This window comes from Streptomyces sp. NPDC054786 (assembly GCF_053611685.1).
The window spans coordinates 209326-216007 of sequence record NZ_JBSHAW010000007.1 but is presented as its reverse complement, the minus strand read 5'-3'; the positions used below and the strand labels follow the sequence as shown (position 1 = coordinate 216007).

Here is a 6682-nt window from a genome sequence, read left to right as displayed (position 1 = left end):
AGAGCCGCGCCACACCACGGCCAAAAATCCGGAAATGATCACCAGATCCCAAGGTCAGCGCTTCGCTCATGGAGTGATCGGCAACGGATTTGTCAGAGGGTGGGGCAGTCACCGTCGTCGGATGCCGTGCCGATGAACCTGAGCGTCATGGCCGTGCCCTTCTGTGAATACCCGTCAGGTTTCAGGATGCTGCGCCGTGCGGGCCGCGGATGAAGGTTGCGGGACATTGCGTGAGCACAACCGGATCGCGCGGTTGCGCGCAACCGCCTGCGGCAGGTGCGTCCATCAGCTTGATCGATTTGGATCCGCTGACGTAGTGGGTGCCGCTCCAGGTGCTGTTGCTGTGGGTCGCCGCGCGCATCTGCGCGTCAGCGCGAGAAGGTGCCGCATGATCTTTATCGGCGCATGTTCGCCTGAGCGTCATTCGCCCAGCCCTCCCCTGTACAGGACTTCACCATGCGCCTCCTGGTTTGCTTCCCTCGCCCTCTGCCAAACGCCGGCTTTTGACAGGCTGCCGCCGAACGATGCAAAGCAGTCCCCGCACCGCTCCGGGGTGCGGGGACTGCTGCTGGCCGGGCTGCGGAGTCGCCCGGAGCTCGTTCGTCAGGCCGGATTTTGGTGCTTTTCCTTCATCTCCACGGCGCCGGAGGATGCATTGATATGGACGAGTACGCTTGATCGCTCGCAGGTGACCACGATGCGCCAAACGGCATGCCACTTGGAGCCTTTTTGCACAGCCAGCAATTCTCCCACTTCGGCTTTTTGGCATCCTGGCACAGAACTCTTGGCGAGCTTGAGTGCCTTTTGCTTGTTGATGCGAGTGGGTGGGATTGAGACATCGGATGCTCTGCGCGTCGAGAGTTGAGACACGCGCCCCGTGCGATCGATCTGGACGTCCAATCGCATAGGCATGAGTACGGCATCGCGATGCCTGCGCCAACTAACGAGCCAGCCCAGGGAGGCGTTGTCGCCGACTGGCGAGATTTCTATTTTACTGTCTCGGATAGCCCACGGGAAATGCGCATCGGCGTATGTGGTAGCTGTCTGCTTCGCCTGCATCGAATTTGCGACCTGCGCCGGCGCTCCGGGTACTGGAAAACCGGACGGCTTCCCACTGTCCGACATGTCCAGGCTGGCCGTGATCTCATTACCTTCTGGCCAATTGATTTGGACGAACCCCACAGGCAAACTCGCCATAACAGTTCCACTGTCAGAATCCGGGGAGGATGAGAATTGCACGTTGCCAACCGTGTAGTGATTTCCGAATGCCTCACGGACGGCCTTGGCAACGGCATTGCGCTGATCGCCAGCCGCCGCCCCAACTGCCTCAGTAGCTTTCACGGGATGCGGCTGGATAGAGGTCACCCAGACGGCCCCAAGAATCACAGAGAAGAATACACACGTGATTACTGCCCACGGACCCCGAATTCGCCAGGGCGGCACGTCGCTTTTCTGCCATCGCACGATAAGGAATGCTATAAGTGCACCCAGCAAGCTACCAGTAGAATTAGATACGAAGTCGCTGGTGTCGCATGCTCTTCCGATGGCGGGCAGCGCGCCTTGCGTAGTCTCGATCACGGCTGAAAGGGCCACGCCACAGGCGACGGCGGGAAGAATCTTGCGTGTTACGAGTACGCCCATGAAGCCCACTGGCGCGAACATGAGGCAGTTCAATATGCCCTGCTCGGTTCCGAAGGGTTCAAGGAGCTTGAGATTTACAACGCACCTGCCTGACCCTTGGCTGCCGCCTGTGGTCCACAGCGTCAAGATACTTACACTCAGCATCGAAGTGCACCAGAGCGCCAGCGAAAGCGGGCGATCCGTTCTCTTCTTCGAGGCGAGAAGAACCGCAATAAAGAAGACCAGGCAAATAGCGGTCGCGGTAAGGGTGAATGCTGTATGGCCTTTGAAGACGGCTTCAAGCATGGGCAGCTCCCCTGGGATGGTTCTGTGAACGTGCGGCGCCCCCCGGCGATTTCCGCAAGGGGGCGCGAAAGGCATCACGGCGCAGTCCCGTGAAACCTTGAGCTGGCTGACTAACTCTCGATGAGAATAGGCCGTACCAGCATGAAAAACGTCAGCACTTCCTCGTGGGCGGGGTCTGATAAGTGGTTCCACCGGAAAGGAGAAGGCCAACGTCAGGGCTGCAGGACGCCGAAGGGGACCACTGTGCCGAGGCGGTCAGCGAAGTACTGCACGTCTTGGTCCCACTCCAGTGATTTGTACCACTCCGGAGATAACCGACCTTGCAGGAAACGGAACCGCCTGCAGTCTTGTCGTATGAGACGTCTATATAGGTTCCCTTAGTCGCCGAGTTCATGAGCAGAACACCATTACCGAGCGAGGTACACACGTCCCAGTTCGTGATATACCCGTCGTGCGGGCAGCTGTAGGACGAGGCGGACGCCTTAGCCATCCCCGGCTTTACCTCTGCGGCACTTGCGCTGGCGGCGGTCATGAAAGGCATAAGAGTAACGACGGACGCAATGGCAGCGGCCACGCGATAGCGCGAGTTCACAATTCCCCCTGGTTCTTTACACCGTCTTTACGGCGAGGAGGAGTCTAACATGTGTTCGATCTTGCTGCGGGAGCATTTTCGGCCACCAGGTGTCCCGTACACCTTCCGAGCCAACATTCCCCATCCGGTGCACAGGCGTCGGTCAGCAGGCCGCCGTGCTTCGCCAGCGCGACGGTCAGGACGTCGATCACGGTCAGGGCGTCGCCTGCTCTGAAGGGCGACCAGCCCGGATCGACCGAAGTGTCCAGGACGGCGATAGCGGCGTCGGCCAGCCCGGCGAGCCGGTCGGGCAAGGAGTCACTCACGGTCCGGACAACCCCGGATGCCCGGGCACCACGCCGCACAACGGATACCCGAATGCTCAGATGCTGCCGTCACACCGCCTCGCAGCCTCGGCCGGTATCGGCGCCGGCCTGGAGACGGCAGGCGTCCGTTCCTGCTGCGGTGATGGCCAGAGAAGAAAGGGGCGAGTCGGTGGGGACCCGATGCCGGAAGATGTTTCCACGCACAGGGAGGAAACCGGATGACCAACGTCTTCGAATCGCGGCTGGCAGAGATGGTGAACGCAGCCACAGACAGCATCCGTCAGAGGGTTGCTGCGGCTGTCGCACCGGGACCGAAGGTGCAGATTCCCATGCCGGCGTTGGAGGGCTTGGCCAAGCCCTCGCTCCTTTGCAGGCGGCGCCGGAGCGCGTGGACGCGATGATGCCGGGCAACTGGCGAGGCGAACGCCTCGATTTCACGGCCACAGGGAGGACGCCCGCCGAAGCACGGCAAGGAGTTCCGCTTCGCCAAGCCGGATTCATGGGGCGATCCGTACGCGGAGACCGTGCAGGTCACCGACCGCTACGGCACCGCTCGCGTGATGGCCTGGGACCGCATTCACCCGAGGCTGACCACGCGCTCGGCAGGGATCGACCACAACGGCGAACTCCCCGTCATCGGGGGCACGTTGATCCGTCTGGAGGTCGACCGTCTGCCCGGCGGTCACGATCCACTGCCGGTCTGGCTGTGGTCGTCGGCGACCAGCCTGTCGGGTGAGGACGTCGATCTGCGCCGGCAGTCGTTCTTGCGCAGGTTCGATCTGGAGCACACCTTCCGGATGATCGAGCAGACGCTGGGCTGGACCCACCCGAAGCTCCGCACGCCCGCGGCGGCGGACCGGTGGACCTGGCTGATCATCGCCGCCCACACCCAACTCCGCCTAGCCCGGCCCCTGGTCGCCGACCTTCGCCGTCCGTGGGAGAAGCCGGCCGAGCCCGGCCAGCTCACCCCGGCTCGTGTCCGCCGGGGGTTCAGGAACCTCCGCCCGAACTTGTCCTGCCCGGCCCGTGCGGCAAAACTTAACCGGCCCGGCCCCAGCAGGCCGCTCGGCTCGAAGAACCGGCGCCCAGCCACCCGCTACGGCGTCGGCAAGACCACCAGACGCCCCGAAAGCATCACCGAACGCGACCAGCTCAGACGCTGAACACGGCTTCAGAACGGAACGACCAGCCCGGCTTCCCGCAACCCAAGCAACGCTCTGCCCATGCACTCGGCGGCCGAGGTCCCATCGGCCCTCATCCCGCCATCCAGGGGCCCGCCAGAGGCTGCGAATGTCCACGCCGGCTGACCGTCACGTATGCGCTCCGCGTCGACCCGGATCATGGCACCTACACCCTGCTCGCCGAGCCACTCCAGGATGAGCAGCGTCGCGTCCTCGACGCCGCTGTCCAGATCCACCTTGAGCCGCCGCCCCATTCCCTTGGCCATGGCCACAACCCTACTCAGGGGCTGGATTGGCCTCGTCCCACGCTTTCAGGCGGCAGACCTTAAAGAACAAGCTAAGACAGTGTCCTATGCGGTGAACCGGTCGAGTCGCTTGTAACAGCAGAGTGCGACGGCGAGGCCGAGAAAGGCCAGGTAGTTGCTGGGTTGGACGTTCGTAGCGGGGGCTGAGTCTGCGGTAGCCGGAAAGCCACGACATGGTCCGCTCGATCGCCCACCTGCGAGGCCCCAATCGTTCGCTGGACTCGACACGCTTGCGAGCGATGCGGACCCCGATGTGCTTGCCCAGAGCCATCGCCGCAGGTGCGGGATGTCGTAAGCCTTGTCCGCGTGGAGACGTTGGGGCTTGAAGTGGCGTCGTGTCTCGTTTGGTGACCCTGGACCATGGGCTTCAGTGTGAGGCTGTCGTGGACGTTCGCGGCGGAGAGGCCGACGACCAGGCCATCCGTTCGCGTCCGACAAGATCGCTCGTTGGAGGTCCGCCGCCCGTTCGGCGATCTCGTAGGCGGTGGCGTTGGAGGGCCCCTCCGGCGGATCATGGTGGCTTCGGAGGCCGGCTCTGATCTGTGGTGGTGAGCGGGGTCGATGGGGTCTCCCCTGCTCGAGCGAAGTCGAGGGCTTGGGGAAGATTGAGGACAACGCCGCAGGTGGGCGTGCCAGACCCCGCGGCCCAGGCATGATCCGCCGGACAGGTCCTAGCCGACCTCGGCCTCCAGCTCACCTAAGAGATGGTTCGCAGCCCGACGAGTCTCAGCTTTGGGTGGCATGACAGTGCCCGTGGGCGACTTCGGGCGGGCACGGGTCCGCTGTTGCGCCACGGTCGGTACGCCACTCGATCAGTGCGATGCCCAACGCCGTCAAGATGGCGGCGATGCCTACGCCGACGGACGCTGCCACGGCCAACCGGTAGTCGTCCCCGCTTGAGGTCAGTACCAGGTAGTACGTGCCGGGAAGTGCGGCCGTGCCCACTGCGCCGCCCAGGCGCTGTCCGGTCTGTAGCGCACCGCCGGCGGCGCCCGCCATCGGCACCGGCACTTCCCGCAGCGTCATCGTCACATTCGGGGAGATGACGAAGCCACTGCCGATACCGCCCACGAGGAGGGCGGGGACAGCGGCCCAGACGGCGACCGACGGCGGGGCGAACCTGAGCAACAGCGCCGCTGCGGCGAGCCCGACGACGACACCGACCAGGCCGAGCACGGTCAGCAGCCTGCCCATCCGCTCCACAAGCCGTCCGGCTACGACGGCCGCTCCCGCGGAGCCCACCGCGAATGGTGTCACGGCCAGTCCGGACTGCAGCGGCGAATAGCCCAGGCCGTTTTGGAAGAAGAGTGCGAACACGATCCACACACCGCTGAATCCCATGAAGTAGAGCGTCGCCAGGCTGGCACCGGTCGCATAGCCGCGGGTTTCGGCAATCAGCCTTGGGTGCAGCAGCGGTTCGCCGCCTTGGGCTGCGACTCGGCGCTCCCACCACCCGAAGCCGAACAGCAGCAGTGCCCCTACCGGGAAGAGCCACCACAGACGGCGCACGCCGCCGGAGTCGGCTTGGACCAACGGCAGCAGGACCGCCAGGACACCGCAACCGATCAGGGCGACGCCCGACAGATCGAGGTGTCCCTTCTTGCCCGGGGCGACGCGGGGCAGCAGCCGGTAGCCGAGTACGAGTGCCACGGCACCCACGGGAACGTTGACGAAGAAGATCCAGCGCCAGCCCTGGGGTCCGGTGGCCAAGGCGAGGATGACGCCTCCGGTGATCGGACCGACCGCACTGGAGATACCGACAGTGGCGCCGAACAAGCCGAAGGCGCGAGCACGCTCGACTCCAGTGAACATCTGCTGGATCAGCGCAGAATTCTGAGGAGCAAGGCAGCCTGCGGCGATTCCTTGCGCCATGCGGGCGATGACGAGCAGGGTGATCGTCGGGGCCGCCCCCGCTGCGATGCTGCACAAGACGAAGGCCGCGAGCGCTCCGAGGAAAATCCGGCGTCGGCCGATCGCATCGCCAAGACGTCCGGCCGGCACGAGTGCAAGTGCGAACGTCAGCGCATACCCGGACACCACCCATTGGACTGCGGCCGGGGAGGCACCCAGATCCCTTTGTATCGAGGGCAGCGCGACCGCGACGATCGTCACATCGAGCAGGATCATGAAGCCCGCCACCAGCGTGACCCACAAGGCACGCCACCGGCTCGGATCTGGCCGGCCTGCTGACGTCGCCCTGCCTGGTGGTCGCCTCCTCGGTCCCACGGGGGCTCCTTTCGACGGAGTCACGACCCAGTGTCCGTGCACACGGCAGGCCAGACATCGAGTGAATAGGTACGACGACTCATCCGATCAGAGCTAGGACCTGCGGTTTTCCGGTCTCAGGGGAGGAATTCAGCGCCAACCAGCACC

4 protein-coding genes and 2 pseudogenes are annotated in these 6682 nt (G+C 64.2%); 1 reads left to right on the top strand and 5 read right to left on the bottom strand.

The genetic code is table 11. From position 1 onward, the window contains the following. Nucleotides 1-603 precede the first annotated feature (603 nt). Entirely contained in the window at nt 604-1926 is a 1323-nt protein-coding gene (locus ACWGI6_RS09025) for a VanZ family protein (protein WP_453266859.1), read from the bottom strand. Between the two features lie 636 nt (nt 1927-2562). Further along, complete coding sequence (locus ACWGI6_RS09020; protein ID WP_453266858.1) at nt 2563-2823, bottom strand: hypothetical protein; 261 nt, start codon at nt 2821-2823, stop codon at nt 2563-2565. 428 nt (nt 2824-3251) lie between these two features. Between ACWGI6_RS09020 and ACWGI6_RS09015 the strand changes: the two are divergent. Continuing rightward, nucleotides 3252-3986 (top strand): annotated as a pseudogene (locus ACWGI6_RS09015) (NF041680 family putative transposase); the annotation flags it as partial. Between the two features lie 8 nt (nt 3987-3994). Here the strand turns inward: ACWGI6_RS09015 and ACWGI6_RS09010 are convergent. The 3 genes and pseudogenes from ACWGI6_RS09010 to ACWGI6_RS09000 form a co-directional block, all read right to left on the bottom strand. Beyond that, nucleotides 3995-4270 carry a hypothetical protein gene (locus ACWGI6_RS09010; protein WP_453266857.1) on the bottom strand — a complete coding sequence of 92 codons (276 nt, stop codon included), beginning with the start codon at nt 4268-4270 and terminating at the stop codon, nt 3995-3997. Between the two features lie 84 nt (nt 4271-4354). Beyond that, a pseudogene (locus ACWGI6_RS09005) lies at nt 4355-4750 on the bottom strand (transposase); the annotation flags it as partial. Between the two features lie 285 nt (nt 4751-5035). Then, nucleotides 5036-6535, bottom strand: coding sequence for an MFS transporter (locus tag ACWGI6_RS09000; RefSeq protein WP_453266856.1), 1500 nt, complete (start codon nt 6533-6535; stop codon nt 5036-5038). Nucleotides 6536-6682: the final 147 nt, after the last annotated feature.